The sequence below is a fragment of the Acidimangrovimonas pyrenivorans genome (assembly GCF_042643245.1).
Lineage (GTDB): Bacteria > Pseudomonadota > Alphaproteobacteria > Rhodobacterales > Rhodobacteraceae > Acidimangrovimonas > Acidimangrovimonas pyrenivorans.
Genome location: NZ_JBHRSK010000010.1, coordinates 134,834 through 158,901, shown reverse-complemented (window position 1 = coordinate 158,901; position 24,068 = coordinate 134,834). Strand labels below are relative to the sequence as shown.

Annotated in this window: 26 protein-coding genes; 8 read left to right on the top strand and 18 right to left on the bottom strand. The window is 69.3% G+C overall.

Features of this window, described 5'->3' with window-relative positions; all coding sequences use genetic code 11:
* The first annotated feature begins 104 nt into the window (after positions 1 to 104).
* The 4 genes from ACFOES_RS13915 to ACFOES_RS13900 are packed head-to-tail and all read left to right on the top strand — an operon-like array spanning position 105 to position 3,386.
* The gene (locus tag ACFOES_RS13915) at positions 105 to 1,007 is read left to right on the top strand and encodes a formate dehydrogenase accessory sulfurtransferase FdhD (RefSeq protein ID WP_377833903.1); all 903 of its coding nucleotides are present in this window, start codon (positions 105 to 107) and stop codon (positions 1,005 to 1,007) included.
* Positions 1,004 to 1,621 (top strand): molybdenum cofactor guanylyltransferase MobA, encoded by a 618-nt coding sequence (gene mobA / locus ACFOES_RS13910; RefSeq protein WP_377833902.1) that lies wholly within the window; start codon positions 1,004 to 1,006, stop codon positions 1,619 to 1,621. Before ACFOES_RS13915 ends, mobA begins: the two co-directional genes overlap by 4 nt.
* Positions 1,618 to 2,127, top strand: coding sequence for a molybdopterin-guanine dinucleotide biosynthesis protein B (gene mobB, locus ACFOES_RS13905; RefSeq protein ID WP_377833901.1), 510 nt, complete (start codon positions 1,618 to 1,620; stop codon positions 2,125 to 2,127). Before mobA ends, mobB begins: the two co-directional genes overlap by 4 nt.
* Positions 2,124 to 3,386 carry a molybdopterin molybdotransferase MoeA gene (locus ACFOES_RS13900; RefSeq protein WP_377833900.1) on the top strand — a complete coding sequence of 421 codons (1,263 nt, stop codon included), beginning with the start codon at positions 2,124 to 2,126 and terminating at the stop codon, positions 3,384 to 3,386. Before mobB ends, ACFOES_RS13900 begins: the two co-directional genes overlap by 4 nt.
* A 75-nt stretch (positions 3,387 to 3,461) precedes the next feature.
* Here the strand turns inward: ACFOES_RS13900 and ACFOES_RS13895 are convergent, their stop codons facing one another.
* The 6 genes from ACFOES_RS13895 to ACFOES_RS13870 are packed head-to-tail and all read right to left on the bottom strand — an operon-like array spanning position 3,462 to position 8,110.
* A complete protein-coding gene (locus tag ACFOES_RS13895) occupies positions 3,462 to 4,283 on the bottom strand; it encodes a substrate-binding domain-containing protein (RefSeq protein WP_377833899.1) in 822 nt (273 codons plus the stop codon).
* A 28-nt stretch (positions 4,284 to 4,311) separates the two neighbouring features.
* Positions 4,312 to 5,091 (bottom strand): ATP-binding cassette domain-containing protein, encoded by a 780-nt coding sequence (locus tag ACFOES_RS13890; protein WP_377833898.1) that lies wholly within the window; start codon positions 5,089 to 5,091, stop codon positions 4,312 to 4,314.
* Positions 5,084 to 5,791: an ABC transporter permease gene (locus tag ACFOES_RS13885; RefSeq protein ID WP_377833897.1), complete on the bottom strand. Its 708-nt coding sequence runs from the start codon at positions 5,789 to 5,791 to the stop codon at positions 5,084 to 5,086. The genes ACFOES_RS13890 and ACFOES_RS13885 overlap by 8 nt, the downstream gene beginning before the upstream one ends.
* A 7-nt stretch (positions 5,792 to 5,798) precedes the next feature.
* A complete protein-coding gene (locus ACFOES_RS13880; RefSeq protein ID WP_377833896.1) occupies positions 5,799 to 6,947 on the bottom strand; it encodes an Mrp/NBP35 family ATP-binding protein in 1,149 nt (382 codons plus the stop codon).
* Positions 6,948 to 6,969: 22 nt separating this feature from the next.
* Positions 6,970 to 7,587, bottom strand: a complete 618-nt coding sequence (locus ACFOES_RS13875) for a DUF3306 domain-containing protein (RefSeq protein ID WP_377833895.1) — start codon at positions 7,585 to 7,587, stop codon at positions 6,970 to 6,972.
* Positions 7,580 to 8,110 (bottom strand): DUF3305 domain-containing protein, encoded by a 531-nt coding sequence (locus ACFOES_RS13870; protein WP_377833894.1) that lies wholly within the window; start codon positions 8,108 to 8,110, stop codon positions 7,580 to 7,582. Before ACFOES_RS13870 ends, ACFOES_RS13875 begins: the two co-directional genes overlap by 8 nt.
* A 102-nt stretch (positions 8,111 to 8,212) precedes the next feature.
* Here ACFOES_RS13870 and ACFOES_RS13865 point away from each other — a divergent pair, with 102 nt between their 5' ends.
* Positions 8,213 to 10,255 carry a 4Fe-4S binding protein gene (locus tag ACFOES_RS13865; RefSeq protein WP_377833893.1) on the top strand — a complete coding sequence of 681 codons (2,043 nt, stop codon included), beginning with the start codon at positions 8,213 to 8,215 and terminating at the stop codon, positions 10,253 to 10,255.
* 78 nt (positions 10,256 to 10,333) lie between these two features.
* Here the strand turns inward: ACFOES_RS13865 and ACFOES_RS13860 are convergent, their stop codons facing one another.
* The 10 genes from ACFOES_RS13860 to ACFOES_RS13815 form a co-directional block, all read right to left on the bottom strand.
* Complete coding sequence (locus ACFOES_RS13860; protein ID WP_377833892.1) at positions 10,334 to 11,335, bottom strand: DUF6352 family protein; 1,002 nt, start codon at positions 11,333 to 11,335, stop codon at positions 10,334 to 10,336.
* Positions 11,332 to 12,027, bottom strand: a complete 696-nt coding sequence (locus ACFOES_RS13855) for a biotin/lipoate--protein ligase family protein (RefSeq protein ID WP_377833891.1) — start codon at positions 12,025 to 12,027, stop codon at positions 11,332 to 11,334. The genes ACFOES_RS13860 and ACFOES_RS13855 overlap by 4 nt, the downstream gene beginning before the upstream one ends.
* A 32-nt stretch (positions 12,028 to 12,059) precedes the next feature.
* Complete coding sequence (locus ACFOES_RS13850; RefSeq protein WP_377833890.1) at positions 12,060 to 12,251, bottom strand: DUF6494 family protein; 192 nt, start codon at positions 12,249 to 12,251, stop codon at positions 12,060 to 12,062.
* 59 nt (positions 12,252 to 12,310) lie between these two features.
* Positions 12,311 to 13,621 carry a (Fe-S)-binding protein gene (locus ACFOES_RS13845; RefSeq protein ID WP_377833889.1) on the bottom strand — a complete coding sequence of 437 codons (1,311 nt, stop codon included), beginning with the start codon at positions 13,619 to 13,621 and terminating at the stop codon, positions 12,311 to 12,313.
* The gene (locus ACFOES_RS13840) at positions 13,618 to 14,262 is read right to left on the bottom strand and encodes a hypothetical protein (RefSeq protein ID WP_377833888.1); all 645 of its coding nucleotides are present in this window, start codon (positions 14,260 to 14,262) and stop codon (positions 13,618 to 13,620) included. Before ACFOES_RS13840 ends, ACFOES_RS13845 begins: the two co-directional genes overlap by 4 nt.
* A gap of 10 nt (positions 14,263 to 14,272) precedes the next feature.
* The gene (locus ACFOES_RS13835; protein WP_377833887.1) at positions 14,273 to 15,460 is read right to left on the bottom strand and encodes a formate dehydrogenase subunit gamma; all 1,188 of its coding nucleotides are present in this window, start codon (positions 15,458 to 15,460) and stop codon (positions 14,273 to 14,275) included.
* A gap of 187 nt (positions 15,461 to 15,647) precedes the next feature.
* Positions 15,648 to 16,241, bottom strand: coding sequence for a formate dehydrogenase FDH3 subunit beta (gene fdh3B / locus ACFOES_RS13830; protein WP_377833886.1), 594 nt, complete (start codon positions 16,239 to 16,241; stop codon positions 15,648 to 15,650).
* Positions 16,242 to 16,256: 15 nt separating this feature from the next.
* On the bottom strand, positions 16,257 to 19,175 hold the full coding sequence (locus ACFOES_RS13825; protein ID WP_377833885.1) for a formate dehydrogenase subunit alpha: 2,919 nt from the start codon (positions 19,173 to 19,175) through the stop codon (positions 16,257 to 16,259).
* 67 nt (positions 19,176 to 19,242) lie between these two features.
* Positions 19,243 to 19,440 carry a twin-arginine translocation signal domain-containing protein gene (locus ACFOES_RS13820; protein ID WP_377833884.1) on the bottom strand — a complete coding sequence of 66 codons (198 nt, stop codon included), beginning with the start codon at positions 19,438 to 19,440 and terminating at the stop codon, positions 19,243 to 19,245.
* 88 nt (positions 19,441 to 19,528) lie between these two features.
* Complete coding sequence (locus ACFOES_RS13815) at positions 19,529 to 20,134, bottom strand: TorD/DmsD family molecular chaperone (protein ID WP_377833883.1); 606 nt, start codon at positions 20,132 to 20,134, stop codon at positions 19,529 to 19,531.
* A 209-nt stretch (positions 20,135 to 20,343) separates the two neighbouring features.
* Here ACFOES_RS13815 and ACFOES_RS13810 point away from each other — a divergent pair, with 209 nt between their 5' ends.
* The 3 genes from ACFOES_RS13810 to ACFOES_RS13800 all read left to right on the top strand — a co-directional run bounded on the left by ACFOES_RS13810 (position 20,344) and on the right by ACFOES_RS13800 (position 22,168).
* On the top strand, positions 20,344 to 20,769 hold the full coding sequence (locus ACFOES_RS13810; RefSeq protein ID WP_377833882.1) for a host attachment protein: 426 nt from the start codon (positions 20,344 to 20,346) through the stop codon (positions 20,767 to 20,769).
* Positions 20,770 to 20,814: 45 nt separating this feature from the next.
* A complete protein-coding gene (locus ACFOES_RS13805; protein ID WP_377833881.1) occupies positions 20,815 to 21,495 on the top strand; it encodes a phosphoribosyltransferase in 681 nt (226 codons plus the stop codon).
* A gap of 115 nt (positions 21,496 to 21,610) precedes the next feature.
* Positions 21,611 to 22,168, top strand: coding sequence for an HPF/RaiA family ribosome-associated protein (locus ACFOES_RS13800; RefSeq protein ID WP_377833880.1), 558 nt, complete (start codon positions 21,611 to 21,613; stop codon positions 22,166 to 22,168).
* A 141-nt stretch (positions 22,169 to 22,309) separates the two neighbouring features.
* On the opposite strand, the gene ACFOES_RS13795 is transcribed toward ACFOES_RS13800, so the two are convergent.
* Positions 22,310 to 22,873: an Hsp20/alpha crystallin family protein gene (locus ACFOES_RS13795; RefSeq protein WP_377833879.1), complete on the bottom strand. Its 564-nt coding sequence runs from the start codon at positions 22,871 to 22,873 to the stop codon at positions 22,310 to 22,312.
* A gap of 148 nt (positions 22,874 to 23,021) precedes the next feature.
* On the bottom strand, positions 23,022 to 24,020 hold the full coding sequence (locus tag ACFOES_RS13790; protein ID WP_377833878.1) for a Crp/Fnr family transcriptional regulator: 999 nt from the start codon (positions 24,018 to 24,020) through the stop codon (positions 23,022 to 23,024).
* Between the last annotated feature and the right edge of the window lie 48 nt (positions 24,021 to 24,068).

The window sequence follows — 24,068 nt, the reverse complement described above, 5'->3', positions numbered from 1 at the left end:
GATCGCCGCGTCGTCGCCTGATCGCCCCATCGTGGGCACGCCATCGCTTGTCCTGACCGGGTTTGCGCCCTAGCATCCTGTCCGGGCAATCAGACGAGGCGCGCGTGGCCAGTTCTTCCGATCCGACCGGCGACGGTTTCCTGCTGCGGTCCGACCCCTCCGATCCCCGGCTCTCGGCCGAGGTGGCGGGCATCGACCAGACCGGCGCCCCGGTGGCAACCCGGGTGGTGACCGAAAAGCCGCTGACCCTGTTCCTCAACCGGCAGGAGATCGTCACCATGATGACGATCGGCGATCATCCCGACCTGCTGGCCGTCGGCTACCTGCTCAACCAGAACATGCTGCGGCCCGACGACGAGATCACCGCCATCGACCACGACGAGGAGCTCGACGTCGTGGTGGTGCGGACCACGCGCGAAACCGATTACGAGGCCAAGCTGCAGAAGAAGGTGCGGACCTCGGGCTGCGCCCAGGGCACCGTCTTCGGCGACGTGATGGCGAGCTTCGAGGGCGCGGCGCTGGCGTCCGAGGCCCGGCTGCGCACCTCCTGGCTCTACGCCCTGACCCACCGGATCAACACCGCCCCCAGCCTCTATCTCGAGGCCGGGGCGATCCATGGCTGCGTGCTATGCCAGGGCGACCGGCCGCTGGTCTACATGGAGGATGTCGGCCGCCACAACGCCGTCGACAAGATCGCCGGCTGGATGTTCCTCAACGTGGTGCCGGCGGCGGACAAGATATTCTACACCACCGGCCGGCTGACCTCGGAGATGGTGATCAAGACGGTGATGATGGGCATCCCGATCCTGGTCTCGCGCTCGGGCTTCACCGCCTGGGGGGTCGAACTGGCGCGCCAGGCCGGGCTGACGCTGATCGGCCGCGCCCGCGGCAGGCGCTTCGTCGCCCTCGCCGGGCAGGAGCGCATCGTCTTCGACAGCGACCCCGACGCCGCGCCCGACGAGGCGCCCAGGCACCGCCGCAAGAGCGCGCGAAAGGACGAGGCATGAGATCACGATCCGAGGTCGCGGGGCTGGTGCTGGCCGGCGGCCTGTCGCGCCGGATGGGCGGCGGCAACAAGGGGCTCAGGACGCTCGGCGGCAAGCCGATGATCGCCCATGTCATCGACCGGCTGGCGCCGCAGGTCGGGCCGCTGGCGATCAACGCCAATGCCGATCCGGCGCTCTACGATGCCTTCGGCCTGCCGGTGCTGGCCGACATCCATCCCGGTTTCGCCGGCCCCCTCGCCGGTATCCTGACCGGGCTCGACTGGGCCGCGACGCAGGGGCTCGACCTCCTCGCCACCGCCGCCACCGACACGCCCTTCTTCCCCCGCGACCTCGTCGCGCGGCTTGCCGCGCTGTCCGGGCCGGACACGATCGTGCTGTCCCGCTCGCCCGGCGGCCGCCAGCCGGTTTTCGGGCTGTGGCCGGTCAGCCTGCGCGACGATCTCGCCCGCTGGCTGGAAGAGACCGAGACGATGAAGGTGCTGGCCTTCACCGACCGCCACGCCCTCGCCTGGGCCGATTTCGCGCCCGACGGTCCCGCCGACCCGTTCTTCAACGCCAACACGCCGGAAGAACTCGCCGAGGCCGAGCAACTGCTGGCGGGAGGGCGGGCATGACCGCCGTCTTCGGCATCGCCGGCTGGAAGAATTCCGGCAAGACGACGATGACCTGCGCGCTGGTGGCCGAGTTCACCCGCCGCGGCCTGCGCGTCGCCACGGTCAAGCACGCCCATCACGGCTTCGACGTCGATCACGAAGGCACCGACAGCCATCGCCACCGCATCGCCGGCGCCGGCGAGGTCGCCATCGTCTCGGGCCGCCGCTGGGCGCTGATGCACGAGCTGCGCGATGAAGAGGAGCCGCCGCTGGCCGAGATCCTCGCCCGGCTGTCGCCCTGCGACCTGGTGCTGATCGAGGGCTTCAAGCGCGAGGGCCAGCCCAAGCTGGAACTGCGCCGGCGCGAGGCGCGCGACCGGACGCCGATGGCCCCCGCCGATCCGACCATCCGGGCGATCGCCGCCGATCACGAGGTCGACAGCCCCCTGCCCGTCTTCGCCCTCGATGACGTCGCCGCTATCGCCGATTTCATCACCGCCGAACTGAAGCTGGAGGCCCCGGCATGAACGCCCGCAAACTGCTCGACGACTGTTTCCTGCATGACAGCGAGCGGATGCGCCACGCCGATTGCGTCGCCCTGCTCACCTCGCGGCTGAGCTGCGTCGCCGCGCCCGAAATCGTCCCGCTGGGCGCCGCGCCGGGCCGCTGGCTCGCCGCGCCGGTGACCGCGCCGCGCGACGTGCCGCTGCACCGCAATTCCGCCGTCGACGGCTATGCCTTCGCCGCCCCGGCCCCGGGCTCCCTGCCGGTCAGCGCCCGCATCGCCGCCGGCGTCACCGCGCCGCCGCCGCTGGCCGCCGGCACCGCCGCGCGCATCTTCACCGGCGCCCCGATGCCGAAGGGCGCCGACAGCGTGGCGATGCAGGAGGATTGCACGGCATCGGAAGACGGGACCACGGTCACGATCCCGTCCGGCCTCAAGCCCGGCGCCAATGTCCGCCAGGCGGGCGAGGACGTGGCGGCGGGCAGCACCGTTCTCGGCCCCGGCACGCGGCTGCGGCCGCAGGACATCGCGGCGCTGGCCTCCTTCGGGCTGGCCGAGGTCTCGGCCCACCGGCCGCTGCGCATCGCCGTGCTGTCGAATGGCGACGAGCTGCGCGAAGCCGGGGCGCAGATCGCCCCCGGCCAGGTCTTCGATTCCAACCGGGCGATGCTCAAGGCGCTGGCGGCGACCCTGCCCGTCGCCGTCACCGATCTCGGCATCCTGCCCGACGACGCCGCGACCATCGAGGCCGCCATCGCCGAGGCCGCCCGCAGCCATGACGCGATCCTGACCACCGGCGGCGCCTCGCGCGGGGAAGAGGACCATATCGTCGCCGCCATCGACCGGCTGGGCACGCGCCACCTGTGGCAGATCGCGGTCAAGCCGGGGCGGCCGATGAGCTTCGGCCAGATCGGCGATTGCGTCTTCCTCGGCCTGCCCGGCAACCCGGTCGCCGCCTTCGTCTGCTTCCTGCTCTATGTCCGCCCCGCCCTCACCGTGCTCGGCGGCGGCAGTTACGTCGAGCCCACCCGCTTCCCGGTCCCCGCCGGCTTCGCGGTGGCGAAGAAGAAGACCGGACGGCGCGAGTTCTGGCGCGGCTGGCTGGAAACCGGGCCCGATGGCCGCCCGGTGGCGCGGAAATTCGCCCGCGACGGCTCGGGGCTGATCTCGGGGCTGCGGCAGGCGACCGGACTGATCGAGGCGGCCGAGGAGGTCACCGGCGTGGCCGAAGGCGACCTCGTCTCCTTCCTGCCCTTCTCGGGCTTCGGCATCGACGGTTAGCACTGGCCGGAAACGGAAGCGCCCGGCCAGTGGCCGGGCGAAACCAGGGAGTTCGGAGCGGGGCTGACCCCCGGCTCACATCTTGGCGTTGGGGAAGAACAGCTGCTGGCCGTCGACATGGTAGCCGGCGATCACTTCCTGGCCGTGCTTCGACAGCAGCCAGTCCTCGAACTGCTGGGCCAGGTCCTGCTTCACCGCCGGGCATTTCTTCGGGTTCACCAGCATGACGCCATATTGGTTGAACAGCCGCGGATCGCCCTGCACGTCGATGGAGAAATCGCCCTTGTTCTTGAAGCTGATCCAGGTCGAGCGGTCGGTCAGCGTGTAGGCGCCCATGCCGACGGAAGCGTTCAGCGTCGCCCCCATGCCCGAGCCGGTCTCGCGATACCAGTCGCCCGAACCCTGCTTGGGATCGATATTGGCCGCCTGCCACAGCCGCATCTCGGCCTTGTTGGTGCCGGAATCGTCGCCGCGCGAGGCGAACAGCGCCTTCTTGTCGGCGATCTGCTTCAGCGCCGCCTCGACATCCTTCATCCCCTTGATGCCGGCCGGGTCCGAGGCCGGGCCGACGATGACGAAGTCGTTATACATCAGGTCGTGCCGGTTGATGCCATGGCCGGCGGCGACGAATTTGAGCTCGGCCGGCTTGGCATGGACGATCAGCATGTCGCCGTCGCAATTCGCCCCGTTCTTCAGCGCCTGGCCGGTGCCGACGGCGACGACGTTGACGGTGATCCCGGTCTCCTTCTTGAAGATCGGCAGCAGGTAGCCGTAAAGGCCCGAGTTCTGGGTCGAGGTCGTCGACTGGACGATGATCGACTTGTCCTGCGCATGGGCGCCGGCCGCGGCAAGCGTGACGGCGGCAAAGGCGCCGAGAATGGTCTTGCGGATAGACATGTTTCCTCCCTGAACGAATTACCGGCCGCTAGAGAACGATGCGACCCGAGAGGTACGCTAGCGCCGCCTCCGAACTCGGACCAGAAAAAAACTCTTGAGCTGCGCGATGTTCCGCCACCCCACCGCGATGGAGGAAGACGACGTCATCGGCCAGCCGCCGGGCCTGGCCGAGGTCGTGGGTGACGAAGATCACCTTGGTACCGGCGCGGCTCGCCTCCTGCACGCTTTGCTCGATCATCAGGGCCGAGGCCGGATCGAGGCTGGCGGTGGGCTCGTCGAGCAGCAGCACCTGCGGCCGCAGCGCCAGCGCCCGGGCCAGCGCCAGCCGCTGCTGTTCGCCGCCCGAGAGCAGCCGGGCGGGCTGGCGGCTCTGCCCCAGCAGACCGACCCGTTCGAGCAAGGCGTCGCGTCGCTCCCGCCGCTCTGCCCGCGTCAGGCCGCGGCCGCGCAGCACGAAGTCGATATTGCCGGCGACCGAGCGGCGCAGCAGCACCGGCTTCTGGAACACCAGCGCCTGGGTCGAGCGGGTGGCCTCTCCGCAGGGCACCTCGCCCCAGCTGACCCAGCCGGCGCTGGGGACAAGCAGGCCGTGGACGAGGCGCAGGAACAGGCTCTTGCCGGCGCCGTTCGGCCCCATGACGATGCTGACAGAGGCCGGATCCAGCGCCAGTTTCTCGATCCCGATCAGGCGCTTGCCAGACGTTTCCAATGTCAGGTCGGCGACCCGCAGCGCCCCGGGATGGGCGCGCGAGCGGGCCGTGGGCGGCGCCGGCCTGGCCGACGCGAAGGGGATGGCGCGCTCAGGCATAGGCGTGCCGCTCCGCCATCGCACGCAAGCCGCCGGCGGCCAGGTTCACCCCCAGCGCGATCGACATCAGGATGATGCCGAGCGCCAGCGCCATGCCCAGGTCGCCCTTCGAGGTCTCAAGCGCGATCGCCGTGGTCATCACCCGGGTCAGGTGGGCGATGTTGCCGCCGACGATGATGACGGCGCCGACCTCGGCCACCGCCCGGCCGAACCCGGCCAGCGCCACCGTGACGAGGCCGTAGCGCCCGTCGACGATCAGCGCCAGCGCCGCCCCGCTGCGGCTGATGCCGAGCGAGCGGAACTGCTCGTCATATTCGTTGTAGAGCCCCTCCAGCACCTGCCGCGACAGCGCGGCGACGATGGGGGCGATCAGCAGCGTCTGGGCCAGGATCATCGCCGTCGGGCTGTAGAGCAGCCCGAGCCAGCCCATCGGCCCGGCCCGCGACAGTGTCAGGTAGACCAAGAGGCCGACGACGACCGGCGGCAGCCCCATCATCGCGTTCAGGATGGCGACGACCACGCCGCGGCCGGGAAACGGCCGCACCACCAGCAGCGCGCCGAGCGGAAAGCCGATCAGGCAGGAGAAAAAGAGCGCCGAGAAGCTGACCTGCAGCGACAGCGAGACGATCTCGACAAGATCGTCGTCGCCGGTCGCGATCAGGTGGAAGGCCAGGCCGAAGGCGCTCGCGAAGTCCTGCATCGGCGGCTCAGCTCCCCGCCATCCGCCGCTCGGCGCCCAGCCGGTCCCAGACCTTGGCGGCGATCTCGCGGTAGATCGTCGCCTGCGGCCCCTCGGGATCGGCGATCACGATCGGGGTGCCGCCGTCGGAATTGGCCCGGATCGCCATCTCCAGCGGCACCTCGCCAAGGAAGGGCACGCCGATCCGCTTGGCTTCGTCGCGGGCGCCGCCATGGCCGAAGATGTCGTGCCGGCCGCCGCAATCGGGACAGATGAACATCGACATGTTCTCGACCAGGCCGAGGATCGGGACATCGACTTTGCGGAACATGTTCAAGCCCTTGCGAGCGTCGATCAAGGCAAGGTCCTGCGGTGTCGAGACGATGATCGCGCCGGCCAGAGGCACGCTCTGCGCCATGGTCAGCTGGGCGTCGCCGGTGCCCGGCGGCATGTCGACGATCAACACGTCGAGCTCGCCCCAGTTCACCTCGCGCAGCATCTGGGTCAGGGCCTGGATCACCATCGGCCCGCGCCAGATCATCGGCTCTTCCTCGTCGACGAGAAAGCCCATCGACATCACCTTGATGCCGTAGGCTTCGAGCGGCTCGATCACCCCGTCCTCGCCGGCGTCGGGCCGGCCCGAGACCCGCAGCAGGCGCGGCATCGACGGGCCGTAGATATCGGCGTCGAGGATGCCGACGCGCTGGCCGTTGGCCGCCAGCGCCAGCGCGATATTGACCGAGGTGGTCGACTTGCCGACCCCGCCCTTGCCCGAGGCGACGGCGACGATGGCGCCGATGCCGGGCACCGGGGCCTTGGCGCCGGGCGGCGGCCGTTGCCCGGCCTGCTTGAGCATCGGCGGCGGCACCTCGCCGGCCTGCGATTCTTTCGGCGCCGGGCGGACGGGGGCGGGATCGGGCGTCTTCTCGGCACTGGCGGCAGTCAGCGTCACCAACGCCTGCGCCACGCCGGGCGCCGCCGTCGCCGCCTTCTCGGCCGCCGCCCGCAGCGGTTCGAGCTGGGCCGCAAGCTGCGTCGGCACGGTGACCGAGAAGATCACCTTTTCGCCCTGCACCACGATGTCGGAGACCAGCCCGAGATCGACGATATTGCCGGTCAGGTCGGGCCCCTTGACCCGCTTGAGCTGCTCCAGAACCTGTTTCGCCTCGATCGCCACAACGCCTCCCTTCGCTGTTCCGCTATCCCTGTAGCCGCCGGCGCAAGGACACCCGGCGCGGCGCCGGCTCCCCGGGCGCCTCGGGGGTCTCCTCGGACGGTTGCACCGCCTCTGCGGCATGTTCCGGCCCGGCTTCCTCCGCCTCCGTTTCGACCTCCTGCGGCGCGGGCCCCTCCTCCGCGGGCGTCAGCGCATCGAGCGCCTCGCCCGCCTCGTCCAGCCGCTCGCCCGCTTTCTCCACCGTCTCCTCGGCCTCGCCGAGGAAACCGCGCACCGCGTCCCAGCTCGACTTGTAAACCAGGTGCGCGGGGTTGTTGTAATCCTCGTCGTAATCGTTCAGCCCGTCGAGATTGGCCAGCAGCGGATCGGAGGTGAAGAACTTCCGCAGCGCCTTGCGGCGCAGGGCATCGGGCACGCCGCGCTTGAGGAAGAGCGAGAAATCGTCGCCATATTCCACCGCGTCGAGGTCGACCGCCTCGGCCGCCAGCCGGTTGGCCTCTTCCTCCTCCCGCGCCGCCCGTTCGGCCTCGGCCTCGGCCAGCGGATCGGGCGCAACGGCCCTCGTCTCTTCCGCCGCCTCGACCTCGACCTCGCGCTTGCGCCGCGACCAGCGGGCGGCAAAGCCCTCCCTGTCAGCCATCCAGCCCCCCTCCGCCGCGCTTGCGCTGCAGGAAGATCGGCTGCTTGCCGAATTTCTGTTCCTCGACATCCAGCTTGTCGCGGCGCCGCTTCACGAATTTCTTCTCGACGTGATAGCTGTCGAGGAAATCCAGCATCGCCGCCTCGATCTCGGGCGGCATCGGCAGCCGCTCGATGAGATCCTCCGAACCAACCTCGCAATCCTGCGCCTCGTGCGGCGAGGCGGTGACGAGGTGGACGAACCAGTCGAGCGGATGCGTGCCCTCGGTATCGCGGCGCAGCACGACATAGAGCGCCGGCGCGCCGCTGTCGAAATTCTCGACATAGGCCTCGGTATCGGCGGCATAGCAGGTGAGATCGAAGCGGCCCATGTAGTAGCGCGTCATGCGGTCGTCGCTGACCAGCACGTCGCCGGCCTCCAGATCCGCCGGGGCCAGCATGACGCCGACCGGGATCCAGTAGTCCTTGGCCCAGCGCGAAATCGACTGGCGTTTCTCCGCGATCACGCCGAGCATGATGGTCATTTCCCGCGACACACCCTGCTCCCTCACACTTTCAAGGCAATCGCTGTTGCCTCCTCCGATTTGGAGAATAAGCTGTTGGAAGCAGACAACAAGGATTATCGAATGTCCACGGGTTCGAAGCGGGTATTCCTGTGCAATTGTGAAGGCTCGATGGCGGTCGGGCGCGACGGGCTGGGCAAGGCCTTGGGCGACGGCGACACCGTCTCGTTCCACCGCCACCTGTGCCGGGCCGAGATCGGCAGCTTCGAGGAGGCGCTGGCGGGCGACGCTCCGCTCTGCGTCGCCTGCGCCCAGGAAAGCCCGCTTTTCGCCGAGATCGCCGGCGAGGCGGGGCGCGCCGATGTCACCTTCGTCAATATCCGCGAAACGGCGGGCTGGACCGGGGACAAGGCTTCGCCGGTGCCGAAGATGGCGGCGCTGATCGCGGCGGCGCAGCAGCCGATCACCCCGGCCCGCCTGCGCGAGATCGAAAGCGACGGGCTCTGCCTCGTCATCGGCGCGGGCCAGGTGGCGTTCGAGGCGGCGGCGCGGCTCAACCGGACGCTGTCGGTGACGCTGTTGCTGACCGATCCGGGCGATCTTCTCCTGCCGCCGGTGCTCGATTTCCCGATCTTCAGCGGCCGGGTCGCCAAGGCGGCCGGCTCGCTGGGCGGGTTCGAGCTGACGGTCGACGGCTATGCCGCGTTGCTGCCCTCGTCGCGCGGCACGGCCGAGTTCACCATGGCCCGCAACGGCGCCCGCACCCAGTGCAGCGTGATCTTCGACATCAGCGGCGGCGCGGCGCTGTTCCCGCGCCCCGGCGGGCGCGACGGCTATTTCCGCGCCGATCCGGGCAACCCGGCGGCGGTGCTGGAGGCGATCCTCGACGCCTCGGATTACGTCGGCACCTTCGAGAAGCCGCTCTATGTCGGCTACGACGCCGCGATCTGCGCCCATCAACGCTCGCGCCTGACCGGCTGCACCAAGTGCCTCGACCATTGCCCGGCCGGGGCGATCACCCCCGATGGCGACGGCGTCTTCGTCGATCCCGGCATCTGCGGCGGCTGCGGCAACTGCGCCGCCCATTGCCCGACCGGGGCGATCTCCTACAGCTACCCGACCCGGTCCGACCAGATCGCCCGCATCCAGACGCTGGCGCGCAGCTACCTTGCCGCCGGCGGCAAGGCCCCGGTGCTGCTGCTGCACGATGCCGGCCACGGCACGCCGCTGATCGGCGCCATGGCACGGTTCGGCCGCGGGCTGCCGGCGCGGGTGATCCCGTGGGAGCTGCATTCCGCCAGCGGTGTCGGCCATGACGTCCTCGCCGCCGCCCTTGCCGCCGGCTTCCGCCAGGTGGTCGTGCTGGCCGATCCCGCCAAGGCCGAGGAGTTCGCCGCGCTGGCGGCCGAGGCCGAGCTGACCGAGGCGCTGCTGGCCGGGTTCGGCCTGGCCGGCAACCGCGTCGTCACCCTGATGGAGACCGATCCCGACGCGGTCGCGACGGCGCTTCATGCCCTGCCCGAGTTGCCCGAGATCAGCCGCAGCGCCCCCGCCCCGCGCGGCGGCAAGCGCGAGGTGGCGCGCAGCGCCCTGTCCGCGCTGGCCGAGGCTGGCAAGCCGGCGGCGGAAGTCTTCGCCCTGCCCGACAGCGCGCCCTATGGCGCGGTCGCGGTCGACACCGACAGCTGCACCCTGTGCCTGGCCTGCGTCACCGCCTGCCCGGTCGACGCGCTGCGCGACACTGCCGAGCGGCCGCAGCTGCGCTTCGTCGAGAGCGCCTGCGTGCAATGCGGCCTCTGCGCCGCCACCTGCCCCGAGGACGCGATCACGCTGCAGCCGCGCTACAACCTGTCGCCGGCGGCGATGCGGCCGGTGACGCTGAACGAGGACGAGCCGGCGGAATGCATCTCCTGCGGCAAGCCCTTCGCCGCCGGCGCCATGCTGCGGGCGGTGGAACGGACGCTGGCGGGCAAGCACCGGATGTTCGCCGACGAGGACAGCGCCCGGCTGATCCGGATGTGCGATGCCTGCCGGCTGGCCGAACTGTCGAAGGGCGGCGCCGATCCCTTCGCCATCGCCCATCCGCGCCGCACCCGGACCACCGAGGATTACCTCGCCGCCGACGAGAAGGGGCTGTCGATCGACGATTTCCTCAGCGACGAGTGAGGCGCTGCGCTCATCGGGGCCTTCGGCACCGCTTCGCCCCGGATGGCGACGGGGCGCGACGCGGCCGAGGAGCGCGCGCTACTGCCGCGCCTCGACCAGCGGCAGGTTCACCAGCAGGTTCTGCGGCTTCATCCGGACCTTGCCGCCCGCCTCGACCGCAAGGCCGAGGAAGACCGGCTTGCCGCGCAGCCGCTCGATCACCCGCTCGGGCGCCTCGATCTCCATCCGGAACAGCGCCGCGATCCGGCCCTGGCCCGCTTCCGGCAGCTCCGCGCCCTGGTAGAGCGCGTTGAGGATCCGCGTCGCCTCGGCATCCAGCCCGACATGCCAGGGCCAGCTCTGGTTCTGCACCGATTGCAGCGGCTGGACCCGCACCGGCAGATCGAGGAAATGCGCCAGCCAGCGTTCGATCAGCCGGGCGAAGGCGTCCTGTCCCGGCTCGGCAAAGCGGAAGTCGAGCGCGAAATCGAAGCGGTCGGCGCGCGGCCAATAGGCATCGGCGTTCTGCGGCGTCAGCTTGTCCAACGCCACCTCGCGCATCGGCCGGCCGGGATCGAGCAGCGCGCCGGGCTGGGCCCCGGGCTGGGCGCTGGTCTCGACCACCTCGGCATCGGCCAGCATCAACTGCCCCTCGTCGGTCATCGCCACCTGGTCGCGGAAGAACAGCTCGCCCGCCCGCGCCGTCACCGCGTCGGTCTCGCCCGTCAGCAGATTGGCCATGATCAGATGCGCCAATTGGCCGATGAACAGCGGCGGCACCTGCGGCGCCGCGGGCAGGAACAGGCCGCGATAGCCCGCCTCGATCGAGCCCGCCGCCAGCAGGTGGTCGCGGAAGCGCAGCACGAGGGCGTAGTTGGCGGCCGTGTCGCGGTCGGCGATGGCGGCCAGGTCGGCCTCGGTGACGGCGGCGTCCGGGGTCTCCATCAGCCGCTCGAACAGCGCGTGCTCGGCGGCGCAGCTCTCCGCGACCGGATGGATTTCGGGCCGCGTGTAATAGGCGCGCAGGAAATCCGGGCTGACCGCCAGCCAGCCGTTCCCGAGCCGTTCGGTCAGGTGCAGCCCCGCCGATTTCCAGATCATGCCGCCCCTCCCCGGATGCCGAACCCTTCCGCCAGCGTCACGCCGCGCGCGCGCTGGCCCGTGCCGATGATCGCCCCGCCGGCCTCGTCCACCCCGACCAGCCGGTCGCCGGCCTCGGTCACCGTGTCCAGCCGCGGGGTCAGCGCGGCATGGAGGGCGCCGAAGCCGTCATGCTCCCAGGCATCCAGCGCCGAGAGGAAATGCCGGGCGACGGCACCGATCAGGGCGCTGTGGTCGATATCGCCGCAGCCCTCCTCGTGCAGCGCCGTGATATGGGCCGCCGTTCCGGGGGCGTCGCGCAGCTCGCGCGGCAGCGTCAGGCTCAGCGTGAAGCCGACGAGCAGGAAGTCGGGCACGGCCCCGGGCGCCGTCTCGGCGGCGGCAAGGTCAACCCGGCCGACCCGGCCGCCATTGGCCAGCACCAGCCCGGGCCAGCGCAGGCCCATCGCCAGGTTGGGCGGGCCGATCGCGCCCAGCGCGTCGCAGATCGCCACCAGCATCGCCGGCCCCATCTGCAGCGCCACCTCCAGCGGCGCCTCGGGCTCGAGCACCAGCGCCGCGCGCGCCTCGTCGGTCGCATCGGACCAGCACAGGTCGCCCGCGCCCAGCCGCCCGGCGCGCGCGCCCTCCCAGGCAATCAGCATCGGGGCCGTGCCCGCGGGCACGGTATGGCCGGTCAGCAGCGGCGGCAAGGCGGGCGGGGAAAGGGTATCCGGGGACACGGTCAGGGCAGCTCGATCTCGCCCTCGACGACATGTTTCAGCTCTGTGCCCTCGGCGGTCAACTGCATCCGCAGCTTCAGCGGGCCCTCGCCGGCCGCCCCCGCGCGCACCAGCGCCTCGATCTGCTGCTGCGAGGTCACGCCGACCTGCTTGAGGAACTTGCGCAGCGACATGTTGAACCCGTCTTCACTCATTTCACGTTTCCTTCTTCGCCCCCCGCCGGGCGGCTCCTGCAGCCTGCCCCCTGCGGGCGTCACTCGTCCAGCTGATCGGCCAGCACCTCGACCAGGCTCTGCACCTCGCGTTGCCAGCCCAGCGCGGTCCGGCTCTCGTCCATGGTCAGCCGGCAATTGGCGCAGGCCGAAACCATCTGCTCGGCCCCGGTCGCCTCGACCTGGTCGATCTTGATCTGGAACACCTTGTGGCGCAACTCGGCGGCGCTGCCCATCGCCTGCACCCCGCCGCCGCCGCCGCAACACCAGTTGTGGTTGCCATGCGGGTCCATCTCGCGGAAATCGGTGGCGAAGGCGCCGAGGATGTCGCGTGCCGCCTGCGTCGCCCCGCCCCGGCGCGAGACCTGGCAGGGATCGTGATAGGTGACCGAGGTATCGCTCTTCTTCAGCTTGAGCTTGCCGTCGCGCACCAGCCCGGCGACGAACTCGGTGACGTGGGAAACCTCGAAGGGCAGCGGCCGGCCGAGGATATTCGCCCCGCTCCAGCGCATCGCGCCATAGGCATGGCCGCATTCGGGGATCACCAGCATCTTGGCGCCCACCGCCTCGCCGGCCTCGACCAGCCGCTCGACCATGATCTTGGCAACGTCCGACTTGCCCGAGAGCACGCCGAAATTGGTCGCCTCGTAGCCCTTGGAGCTGATCGTCCAGTCGACCCCGGCATGGTTGAGCAGCTTGGCCATGGCGACGATGGAATCGGGATATTTCATCATCTCGATCGACGATACCGTGATCAGCACGTCCGCCTTGTCGCGGTCGAGCGGGATCTCGACCTCGTTGTCGTCGGCCAGCCAGTCGATCCGGTCCGACAGCACCTCGGGCGTCAGCCCCAGCGGGCTGCCCTTGGAGCGCGAGTTCTCGGCCGCCTCCATCAGGTCCTCGGGGCCCAGCCCCGCCGCCACCATCGCCTGCCGCGACAGGCCGACGATCGAGGCGATGTCGATCCCCATCGGGCAGACCTCGGTGCAGCGGCCGCACATGGTGCAACTGTCGAACAACAGCTCCTGCTGCTCGATCAGGTAGTCGGCGGTCAGCTCGGGCGGCACCAGGCCGAACATCTTCTTGAGGCCGGACAGCGGCGCCTTGTGGCGTTTGTAGACCCGGGTGATCGGCTGCAGCTTCAGCGCCGGGGTGTATTTCGGATCGCGCGTCACCTCGTGGAAATGGCAGGCCTGGCTGCACTGGCCGCAATGGATGCAGGCGTCGAGATAGGAGGCGACATGGCTGCCGGTGACGGCGAGGAACTTGTCGATCGCCGCCTGGGTGTTCACCTCGCGCGTCTTGGCGGGGGTCTCGGGCGCCCCGGGCGGGTTGGTCGCGGTGTCGGTCATGGCGTCACCCCTCTGCGGCCATAGGTTGCGCCGGTATAGGACCGGCTGAAGACGAAGGTGAAGGCGTGCATCAGGCGGCTGAACGGGAAGTAGATCAGCAGCGCCTCGACGCAGAGCATGTGGATCGCCCGCAGCCCGTCATGCGCCTCCTGCAGCGCCAGGCAGCCGGTCAGCATGGTGATGAAGGTCAGCCAGGTGCCGATATGGTCGTCGGCATCGCTGAGGCGCCGCATCACCGGATCGGTCTTGCGCCGCACCCACATCAGGATCAGCCCGGCAAAGGCCGCCTCGGCCGCGATCAGGAAGCCCCAGCGCGGCATCGGCGTCCAGCCGACGCCGATCAGCCGGTCTTTGATGAAGGCGACATGCGGCGCCGCGAAGAGCAGCAGCGCGAACAGGCCGAGGTGGAAGGCATAGCCGGTGACGAAATGGTAGACCGTGCGCTTGAGATTGCCGCCATGGGGCACCGAATGCAGCGCGATCGCCTTGAGCGCGCCGCCGAAGCCCGAGGAGCGGGCGACGCTGCGATCCACCGGCCTGCCCAGCCGAATGAGGCCGATCAGCCGCCACAATACGCCGATCACGAAGACGGCCGAAGCCAGGTACCACAGCGGTCCTTCGGTCAGTTGCAGAAAGCTCATCGGTCTCTCCTCAGACTTCGCCGGCGGCGGCCTTGACCTCAGCCGCCGACTGGTCGGTGCTGGCCTCGGCCATGTGGGCCTCGTACCAGAGGTCATGGTGTTCCTTGGCCCAGGTCTCGTCCACGGTGCCGCGGGTCATGCCCTCGAGCGCGCCCTCCATCCCGAGCGTGCCGATATACATGTGGCCCAGCCCGAAGGCGATGAACGCCAGCGCGGCGATGGCGTGGACAAGGGTGGCCAGCTGCAGCAACGGACGCTCGGGCGGGACCTGGGCGGCGGCCTGCTGCAACATCCCCGGCAGATGGTCGGGGAACAGCATCACCAGTCCGCTGAGCGACAGGGCGATGCCGCAGGCGGTGGCCCACCAGAACCAGGTCTTCTCGCCGAAATTGTAGCGGTGCGAGCTGACATGCCCGCCCAGGAAGCCGCCGCCCTTGAGCAGCCATTTCAGATCGACCAGCTGGAAGAAATTGCCGCGCAGGAAGGTGAAAAACAGCGCCAGGATCGCGAGGATGAACAGCGGCCCGAACAGGTTGTGGCCCTGCATCGAGGCGCTGGCCAGCGCCGCGAAGGCCTCGGGCCCGATCAAGGGGATCAGCAGCGGCCGGCCGAAAAGGATGATCAGCCCGGTGACGCCGAGCAGCACGAACAAGACGGCCATGAACCAGTGCACCACCCGCTCGACCAGCGAGAAGCGCGGGATCACCCGGCCGGTGCGCCCGCCCTTGAGCTTGATCCGGCCGCGGACCAGCCGGAAGATCACCAGCAACACCAGGATGGCCAGCAGCAGCCGCGCGCCCCAGGGCAGCAGCCGCTCGGTCCGCAGCAGGCGCCAGACCTCGCCCTGCGACTGGATCATGTTGCCGGCGCTCGGCCCGTCGGCCTGGGTGGAGCCGGTCGCGCCGAGGCGGATGTCGTGCCAGATCTCGCCGTCCGAGCGGTTGCCCAGAACGCCACCGATCATGTCCGGCCCCGGCGGCAGCACATTGGTCGTGGCATTCGCCGGCGGCCGCACCGACTTGCTGCTCGACGGCGGTTCGACCGGGGTGCCGGCCGGCAGCTCGGTCGTCATCTTCTGCGGCAAGAGCGGCGGCAGCTCCGGCTGGATCTTGGACGGCAGCAGCGGCGCCGCGTCCGTCTGGGCCAGCCCCGGCGTCGCGACCGCACCCAGCGCGACCGCCACCAACAGGGCGAGCACCCCGACAAGACCCTGCGCGGGTCCCCGTGGATGGCGGGCCTGACGCCCCGGACGGGGCGCTCTCGGACTCAACATCGCTTCACTCCCGAAACATGTGACAAGAGGTGCCGGACCGAGGCCCGGCGTCGCCGGGACGCGAAAATCGCGTCCCGGTCCTCTTTTCATCGGCTGATGGCTCAGCCGGCGCTCAGCCGCCCTTGGCCTGGTAGGCGGTGCCCCAGCCCCAGGCGCCCGCGCCGAAGCCGCGCGCCACGATCCGCTCGCGATAGATCGCCGAGATCGTGTCGCCGTCCCCGGCCAGCAGCGCCTTGGTCGAGCACATCTCGGCGCAGAGCGGCAGCTTGCCCTCGGCGATCCGGTTGCGGCCGTATTTCTGGAACTCCTCGGGCGAGCCGTCGGGTTCCGGGCCACCGGCGCAGAAGGTGCACTTGTCCATCTTGCCGCGCGAGCCGAAGCTCGAGGCCTGCGGGTATTGCGGCGCCCCGAAGGGGCAGGCGTAGAAGCAGTAGCCGCAGCCGATGCACAGGTCCTTGTTGTGCAGGACGATGCCTTCCGAGGTGTGGTAGAAGCAATCGACCGGACACACCGCCATGCAGGGCGCGTCCGAGCAATGCATGCAGGCGACCGAGATCGAGCGTTCCCCGGGCTGGCCGTCGTGGATGGTGACCACCCGGCGCCGGTTGATGCCCCAGGGCACCTCGTTCTCGTTCTTGCAGGCGGTGACGCAGGCCTCGCACTCGATGCAGCGCTCGGCGTCGCAGAGGAATTTCATACGTGCCATGATGTCATTCCTCCCTTACGCCCGCTCGATCCGGCAGAGCGTGGTCTTCGTTTCCTGCATCTGCGTGACCATGTCGTAGCCATAGGTCTGCGCCGTGTTGCAGGCCTCGCCCAGCACGATCGGGTCCGAGCCTTCGGGATACTTGTCCCTCAGATCCGTGCCCTCGAACTGGCCGCCGAAGTGGAACGGCGTGAACACGACGCCGCGCCCCACCCGCTCGGTCACCATCGCCGCGACCTTGATCTTGCCGCCGGACGGGCTGTAGAGCCAGACCTGCTCCTTGTCGCGGATGCCCAGGTTGTTGGCATCGTAGGTGTTGATCTCGACGAACATCTCCTGCTGGAGCTCGGCGAGCCAGGGATTCGACCGGGTCTCGTCGCCGCCACCCTCGTATTCCACCAGACGCCCCGAGGTCATGATCAGCGGGAAGTCCTTGGAATAGTCGTTCTTCTGGATCGACTCGAAGGCCGTCGGCAGGCGCCAGAAGGTCTTGTCGGCGATGGTCGGATAATCGGCCACCAGTTCCCGGTTCGGCGCGTAGAGCGGTTCGCGGTGCAGCGGCACCGGGTCGGGGAAGGTCCAGACCACCGCGCGGGCCTTGGCGTTGCCATAGGGGGCGCAGCCATGCTTGATCGCCACCCGCTGGATGCCGCCGGACAGGTCGACCTTCCAGTTGACCTTGTCGATCGCGGCCTGGTCCTCCGATCCGGCGACCTTCTTGATCGCCGCCATCTCTTCCGCGGTCAGGTCCTTGTCCCAGCCGAGGCCGCGCAGCATGCCGACGGTGAACTCCGGATAGCCGTCCTTGATCTCCGATCCGACCGGATAGCTGTCCTCGGCGAGCAGGTTCTCGCCGTTGCGCTCGACACCGAAGCGGGCGCGGAAGCCCATGCCGCCCTTCGCCACCGGGATCTCGGTATTGTAGAGCACCGCCGAACCGGGATGGCCAAGCTCCGGCGTCCCCCAGCAGGGCCAGGGCAGACCGTAGAACTCGCCGTCATGCGGCCCGCCGACCGCGCGCAGCGAGGTCTTGTCGAAGGTGTGCTGGTACTTCATGTGCGACTTCAGCCGCTCGGGCGACTGCCCGGTCATGCCGATGGTCCACATGCCGCGGTTCCATTCGCGGGTCACGTCCTCGACCAGCGGGATGTCGCCCTCGACCTTGATGTTGCGGAACATGCGGTCGGCGAAGCCCAGCTTCTTGGCCAGAAGATACATGATCTCGTGGTCGACCTTGGACTCGAACAGCGGCTCGATCACCTTCTCGCGCCACTGGATCGAGCGGTTGGAGGCCGTCACCGATCCGTAGGTCTCGAACTGGGTCGTCGCCGGCAGCAGGTAGACGCCGTCCTGGCGATCCTGCAGCACCGCGCTCATCGTCGGATAGGGATCGACGACCACCAGCATGTCGAGCATGCTCATCGCCTTGCGCATCTCCGGCAGACGGGTCTGCGAGTTCGGCGCATGGCCCCAGAACACCATCACCTTGGTGTTGTCGGGCTGTTCGAGGTTCTCCTTGGCCTCGAGAACGCCGTCGATCCAGCGCGACACCGGGATGCCGGTCTGGTTCATCATCGCCTTGTTCTTGCCGTTCTTGCCCTTCATCGTGGCGAAACGGCCCTTCATCCAGTCGAGATCCTCCTCCCAGACCCGGGACCAGTGCGCCCAGGCGCCGGCGGAGAGGCCGTAATAGCCCGGCAGGGTATCGGCCAGCACGCCAAGGTCGGTCGCGCCCTGGACGTTGTCATGGCCGCGGAAGATGTTGGCGCCGCCGCCTTCCTTGCCGATGTTGCCCAGCGCGAGCTGGAGGATCGAATAGGCCCGGGTGTTGGACGAGCCGTTGGTGTGCTGGGTCCCGCCCATACACCAGACCAGCGTCGCCGGCCGGTTGTTGGCCAGCGTCTGCGCCACCCGCTCGAGCTGCGAGCCCGGCGCGCCGGTGACCCGCTCGACCTCGTCGGGGGTCCACTTGCTCACCTCCTGCTTGATCTGGTCCATCCCCCAGACGCGACGGCGGATATAGTCCTTGTCCTCCCAGCCGTTCTTGAAGATGTGCCACAGGATGCCCCAGACCAGCGCGACATCGGTGCCGGGCCGGAAGCGGACGAATTCGTCGGCATGGGCCGCGGTCCGGGTGAAGCGCGGATCGCAGACGATCAGCGGCGCGTTGTTCTCCTCCTTCGCCTTGAGCAGGTGGAGCAGCGACACCGGGTGCGCCTCGGCCGGGTTCGAGCCGAACAGGATGATCGCGCGGCTGTTATGGATGTCGTTGAAGCAATTGGTCATCGCGCCGTAGCCCCAGGTGTTGGCAACACCCGCGACCGTGGTCGAGTGACAGATCCGCGCCTGGTGGTCGACGTTGTTCGTGCCCCAGTAGGCGGCGAACTTGCGCATCAGGTAGGCCTGCTCGTTCGAATGCTTGGCCGAGCCCAGCCAGTAGACCGAATCGGGCCCGGCATTGTCGCGCACCTCGAGCATCTTGTCGCCGATCTCGTTGATCGCGTCTTCCCACGAGACCCGCTGCCACTTGCCGCCGACCAGCTTCATCGGATGCTTCAGGCGGCGGTCGCCATGGGCGTGCTCGCGCACGGCGGCGCCCTTGGCGCAATGGCCGCCGACGCTGAACGGAGAATCGATGCCGACCCCTTGCCGTGTCCAGACGCCGTGATCGAGCTCTGCGATCACCGTGCAGCCGACGGCGCAATGCGTGCAGACCGTCTTCTTCGTCTCAAGGGCACCGGCAGCAGCGGCGGTTTGAGCTTCGGCGCGTTGCACCATCCCGCCCGACAGGGTCGAGACGGCGGCGGCCCCACCGAGGGTGAGGCCCGAACGCTTGAGGAACGTGCGGCGGTCGATCGCCGCGGTTCCGAGCTCTGCACCAGCCGAGGACAGCCGGGGGCCTCTCGCTACCCCATTTGTCTTCTTCCTGAGCATCTTACTCTCCGTATGAAAAAACTCCGCCCGGCGGATCAGCCGCCGGCGGCCTTAATGCAGTCTCCGCTCAGAAACGGGCGGAGTCGTAATAGGCCTTGATATGGGCGGTTTCCCGATAGCCCTGGCCCGTATCGGGCTGGGCGGCTTCGGCGCTCTCGGTCGTTGCGCCGGTGGCCAGGGCGGCCCCTCCGGCGATGGTTCCGAGACCGGCGAATTTCAGGAAGCCCCGGCGATCCGTGCGGACGCCTTCGGTCTTCTCCTCCATCGAATTCTCCTCTTCGTGACGCCCCGTTGACACCTCCCGCGCGCGGCCGGGCGTCTTCGCCGGCGCACGGGAAACTCGGAAACGGCCGCTACATCTCGAAAGCGGCGGCCTCGATCGCCATGAACAGCCGGCCCATCCGCCCCACCGGGGCGTAGAGTTCCGCCTGCGGCAGCTTCTCGAGATCGGCATAGAAATGCGGTGCCCAGGTCCCGATATGCTTGGCGAAGAAATCCTGTTGCGCGGCCAGCGGCTGCGGCGCGCCGAAGGCGCCCTCGATCAGCCCGGCCATCATGTCCATCAGCGCCGAGATGTGATCCTCGGGCTCGCCGCTGTCGGCGCTGCGGGCGATACCCAGGGGCGCCATGTCGGCCCGCAGCCGCGCCAGCGGCTTCTCGTTCAGAAATCCGGTCAGGTAGTAGGAGGCGTATGGCAAGAGCAGCCCGCGGCCGAGCCCGTTGAACAGCAATTCGAACTCATCGCGCGCAGAGCCGGGCGTGGCGTCGGCGGCCCGCGCCGCCAGATCGGCGATCGCCGCGCCCATCTCGCTCTCGTCGCCCTGCAGCCCGGCGACCAGAGCGAGCACCTCGGCATCGGCCGGCGCCGCCAGCAACCGCGCCAGCAGACGGTAGAAGCCGGCCCGCATCTGGTCGGCCTCGTCGATCTCCTGTCGCGCGACTGATAACTGTTGTGACAAATCACCTCTCCCTGGCGAAACTTCAGCATTCCTTTGCCTACAAGGCAATGAAAATCTTCGAGACTTGCGGTTTTCGTCTTTCTGCAGCGCGGCGCGGCCGGCCGCATTGACGGCGGTCAATGAGCCGCCGCGCCACCGCTGTCATAGTGGCAGGACTCGGGGGTGAGAGGTCCATCGGGATGGAAAGTGAGGTCCAGTGGATTTTGGCGATGAACACGTCCCGGGCGCGTATCCTGAGAGGTCTGGACGGGGCGCGCGCTGACGGCCGGGCGCCGCCGTCCGGCGCCGAGCTGGTGATGCGCGCAGATCACCGCCATCTGCGCGCGGCGCTCGACCTGGACGGGGCCGCGATGCCCCCGCCGGGCGACGGCGCAACGGCGCTCGACCGCGACAGCGAGGCCTTCGTCCATGCCGTCCTCACCCTGCTCGACACCCATCGCCGCGCCGCCGATTTCGACCGGCTCGCGGTCATTGCCCCGCCGGAGATGATGGATATCCTCGAGCGCGAGATGAGCCCGCTGCTGCGCCGCCGCCTGGCCCGGGCCTGGGCCGTCGATCCGATCGGGCTGTCGTCGGAGGCGCTGCTGCGGATCGTCCGCGACGGAGGGGACGGAAGCGATCCGGCCAAGCGGTGAGGCAAGCGACGCGCCGAGGGGACGAGCGGACAAGGGAGGAGTGTCATGTTCACCGATCGCGCAGAGGCCGGCCGCCAGCTTGCCGAGGCGCTCACCCCGCTGCTGCACCCGCCGGCGGGCGTGCCGGAGGGGCCGCCGGCGATCGTGCTGGCCCTGCCCCGCGGCGGCGTGCCGGTGGCGGCCGAGGTGGCGGCGCGGCATCACCTGCCGCTCGACCTGCTTCTGGTGCGCAAGGTCGGCCTGCCAAGCCAGCCGGAGCTGGCGGTCGCGGCGATCGCCGGGCCGGCGGGCGAACACCTGGTGATCAACCGCGATGTCGCCCGGATGGCGGGGCTGGACGAAGACGAGATCGCCGCCCTGGCCGAACCGGAACGGGCCGAGCTGCAGCGCCGGCGCCGGCTCTACCTCGGCGACCGGCCTGCCCCGGAGCTGCGCGAGCGTAGCGCGATCATCGTCGATGACGGCATCGCCACCGGGGCGACGATGCGGGCGGCGGTGCGGGCCGCGCGCGCGGCCGGGGCGACCCGGATCGTGCTCGCCGTGCCGGTCGCGGCGCGCGACTCGCTGGAGGTCTTGAAGGCCATGGTCGACGATGTCGTGGCGCTCGACCTGCCGGGCTATTTCGGTGCCGTCGGCGCCCATTACCGCAGCTTCCCGCAGGTCTCGGACGACGAGGTCGCCCGCCTGCTGAAGGCGGCGTCCGGCGATGGCGAAACGGCCCCCTGACCCGGCGCCGACAATTTTCGTTCCGTCCCGCACGCAGGTTTGATTTTGGTCAAGGTGAGCCCCGCCCCATGTGGTCAAAGTAAAGGCATCCCGAAGACTTAAGGGGAGAATCGAAATGAGAACCCATCCGATCATCACCTGGCGCAACATGGATCATTCGCCGGCCGTCGACAGCATCGTCAACGAGCGGATCGAGGCGCTGGACAAGTTCCATCCGAACATCATCGGCTGCACTGTGGTGATCGACGCCCCGCAGAAGCGCCGCGTCACCGGGCGTGGCTTCGACGTGCGGGTGCAGCTGGAAATCCCCGGCCCCAACCTGAACGTCGCCCGCCATGTCCGTCACGGTCACGCGGCCGATGACGTCATCCGCGCCGTCAACGCGGCCTTCACCGCCCTCGAAGGCCGGCTGAAAGCCAAGCGCGAGGTCATCGGCGGTGTCCATGTCAAACACCATCCGCCGGAACTGCATGGCGAGATCGTCGAGCTCGAGGACGAGCTTGGCTGGGGCCACTTGCGGGCCGATGACGGCCGCGAGGTCTATTTCCAGCGCGACTCGCTGGTCAGCGGCGATTGGGAAACGCTCGAGATCGGGGATCGCCTGCGCTTCCGTGAGCGGGACGGCGAGAAAGGCGCCTTCGCCACGGATGTCGCGGTAATGGCGCGGACCTGACGCCCGCCCGCGCCGCGAGGGACCGCAGGCGAGAAACGGCCGGGAAGGGAAACCTTCCCGGCCCTTCTTTTCCCCCGGCCATCTCTTGCCGCACGGCTCCGCGGTCCGGTCAGTCCGCGGTCCCGTCGGTCCGGTGTCCGGTCAGGCAGACTTCACCTCGATCTTGCGTTCCTTCTGGCGCGCTTCGGCGCTCTTGGGCAGGGTGACGGTCAGCACGCCATTGACGAATTTCGCCGCCACCTTGTCCTCGTCGACGCCGCTGGGCAGGCCGAAGCTGCGCTGGAAGCTGCCATAGCTGCGCTCGCGCAGGTGATAGTCCTCCTTCTCCTCGCTGCGTTCGGCCGACTTCTCGCCCTTGATCGTCAGCATGCCCTCGGAGAGCTTGACCTCGACCTCGCCCGGCGCGACGCCGGGCAGCTCGGCCTGCAACTCGTACTCGCCGTCGCGCTCGACCAGGTCCATCGCCGGCACGTCCGACCACAGGTCGCCGATCTGTCGGAACGGCCCGATGCCGCGCCGGCGGTGGCCCGGAAGGCGGAAATCGGGCCAGTCGAAATCCTCGAACAACCGGTCGATCTCACCGCGCAGGCTGGTCAGCGGCGACAGTCGCGACTCGGGCCGCACCTCGGGCCGAGCCCCGGGCGTCGGCCCCGCCGGTGCCTGCGTCACCTTCACATCCGTCTTTTCCGATTTGCTCTTCGCCATCTCTCGTCTCCTGTCTCTGCCATGTCGGAAACGGGCCCGGCGCATCGCGGCTGGAAGCGGCGCGCCGGCCACGATCCGGCCGCCCGCACGGCTTGACTGTGGCAGGGACGACCGGACGCCGCCACTCTGGCAGCGCCGGATCAGAGGGTCATTGACGGGGGTCATTCCGCGCCGCCGGCGCAGCGCGAAGCGGCGCGCGCGGCGCGCGCGGCGGGCGCGGCGGGCGCGGGAGACTCGGCGGACGTGGATAGACGGCTGCCGCGCTCGGCCGGGACAGCCTTTCGGCGACGAAGTTCTTCCGGTCCGCCGGCTGTCGCGGCCTGCTTTCCTCGCAGGCGAAGCGGATATTGTCGAAGGTGTTCTCGAGGCAGCCCATCTCGATCAAGCGGTCGAGATCCGGAATCTCGAAATGGCGGGCATCGCGAATCCGGATCACGCCGGCGGCGTCCAGCCGGGTGCTGATCCGGCTGATCGATTCCACCGTCGTTCCCAGCAGGTCGGCAATGTCGGCCCGCGGCAATTCCAGCGTCAGCACGCCACCCCGCCGGCCGGTCCCCGCCCGGGCCGGCAGCGGCGCGTAGGGCAAGACCCGGGTCGAGGCGGCGAGGAAGGCGCAGAACCGCTCTTCCGCGTCGAGCGCCGCCAGCGCCCAGGTCAGCAGCCGCAACTGGTCGAGCTTGAGTGTGCGCAGCCGGTAGAGCGCGCGTGCCATCCCGCCGCCCCGCACCAGCCGCTCGAGCGCGCTGCTCTCGAAGCGGCAGATCCGCGCCGGCGTCGCCGCCTCGAGCATGCAGCCCTCGGCCGGCAGCATGCCGTCGCCGATCACGTCGCCGCAGCTGTAGAGCGCCAGAATCTGGCGCCGGCCATCGAGGTTATAGCTCTGCAGACGCAACAGGCCCGAGACCACAACCCCGACACAGCCGCGGCCGCGGCTCTCGTCCCAGACCGTGGCGTTGGCAGCGAAATCCTGCAGGTTGCCCTTGCGCATCAGCTCCTCTCGTCCGGCCGGGCCGGCCGCCACGCACAGCCCCGTATCGCACATCGGACAAAGATGGCAGTCGGGCCCGACCCCGGTGGAATGGCATGCGTGCATGAGCTCTCCCCGCATTCCAGCGCCGCTTCCACCGGCCGCCGCGATGGCGGCCACAGAAGAATCGATGCGACATCTACTGCTTTTGTATAACACCCGAGTTTG